The organism is Hydrogenophaga sp. RWCD_12, assembly GCF_046604225.1.
GTDB lineage: Bacteria > Pseudomonadota > Gammaproteobacteria > Burkholderiales > Burkholderiaceae_C > Hydrogenophaga.
This window is the reverse complement of sequence record NZ_JBKIXC010000010.1, coordinates 1-1,716: the sequence shown is the minus strand read 5'-3', so window position 1 is coordinate 1,716 and position 1,716 is coordinate 1. Positions and strand designations below refer to the sequence as shown.

The 1,716-nt window shown below is 66.6% G+C and carries 1 protein-coding gene; it reads right to left on the bottom strand.

Annotated features, from left to right (window positions below; genetic code table 11):
- On the bottom strand, positions 1-1,716 hold a 1,716-nt coding region (locus ACLIJ1_RS23250; protein ID WP_411367957.1), incomplete at both ends, for an Ig-like domain-containing protein.

The window sequence follows — 1,716 nt, the reverse complement described above, 5'->3', positions numbered from 1 at the left end:
TCGACCAGGATGCTCAGCGTGGCGCTGTCGGTGCCGCCATTGCCATCATCGATGGTGTACACCACCGCCGGCACCGCCCCTTCAAACCCAGGCACCGGATCGAACGTGTAGCTGCCATCGCCGTTGACCGTCAGCTCTCCCACGTTCGGAATCGTCACCGGCACGCCCAGCGTACCCGGCGTACCTCCCACCGTGAAGCCCGAGACCGTCAGCGTGTCGTTGGCGTCCGGGTCCGTATCGACCCCGCCAGGCGCCGCACCGTTCTGGTCGTCCGTCAGCAGGTTGCCACCCACGTTGGTGTCCGGCGTCGTGATGACACTGTTGTCTTCGGCCACCGGCGCATCGTTGACGCCCGTGATCGTGATCGTCAGCGTCGCCGTTGCCGTCGCACCCGTCGGGTCGCTGATCGTGTAGGTGAACACGTCCGCCGCCGTCTCGCCCTGGGCCAGCGCCTGCGCTCCCGAGGTCGGCGTGTAGCTGTAGCTGCCGTCCTGGTTGAGCACCAGCGTGCCGTAGGTGCCCAGCACCGGCTGGCCCACATCCGTCGTGTCTCCGTTGACCGCGCCCACCGACAGCGTGTCGCTGTTGGGGTCGCTGTCCACACCACCAGGCGTGCCCGTGCTCTGGATCACACCATTGGCCGGCGTCACCGTCAGCGGCGTGTCTTCGTTGGTCGCGTTGGTGTCGTTCTGTGCCACCGGTGGCAGGTTGGCCTGGCCCACCGTGATCGTCACCGTCGCGCTGGCGGTCTCTCCACTGGGGTCCCTGACCGTGTAGTCAAAGTCCGCAGGGCCGGTGTAGCCGTTGGTCGGCGTGAACACCAGTTCACCCCCGACCAGCGCCACCGTGCCGTTGGGCACCGTCACCGCTGGACCGCCTTCGGTGATCGGCTGGCCGTCCACCTGCGTGATCGTCAGCGGGTCACTGTCCGGATCGCTGTCGTTGCCCAGCACGTCCACGCTCACCGGCGTGTTCGTCGGCGTCACCGTCGAGTCGTTGGTCGCCACCGGCGGAGCATTGACCGGCGTCACATCCACCGTCACCGTGCCGTCCAGCGGATTGCCCAGCTGGTCTTGCACCGTGTAGGTGAAGTTCACCGGGCCATTGAACCCAGGCGCCGGCGTGAACACCAGCACATCGTCCGTCGGATCCAGCGGCGTTCCGCCGTTGTTCAGGCTGACCTCACCGATCGGCAGACCGGTCACGCCATCCACCAGCGGCACCGGCGTGCCCACAGCAATGGGCTGGCCGTTGACTTCCGTGATGGTCAGCGGGCCGTCACTGCCCGGATCGTCGTTGTTCAGCACATCGATCGTCACTGGCGTGCCTTCCGGCGTCGTGGCGCTGTCGTCCACCACCGACGGCGTCTCGCTCACCGGATCGACCGTGATGGTCAGTGTGGCTGTGTCGGTTCCACCGTTGCCGTCGCTGAGCGTGTACACCACCACAGGCACCGTGCCCACAAAGGCCGGGTCCGGGTTGAAGGTGTAGCTGCCGTTGGCGTTCAGCGTCAGTTGGCCCACGTTGGGGATCGTCACCGGCGTGCCCACCGTTCCAGGCGTGCCACCCACCGTGAACCCGGAGACCGTCAACGGCGTATCGCCGTCCACATCACTGTCCACACCGTCTCCGGTGTTCTCCGTGATCACGTTCCCGCCCACCGTCACATCCTGCGACGTCGACTTCACGTTGTCCGTCGCCACCGGCGCATCGTTG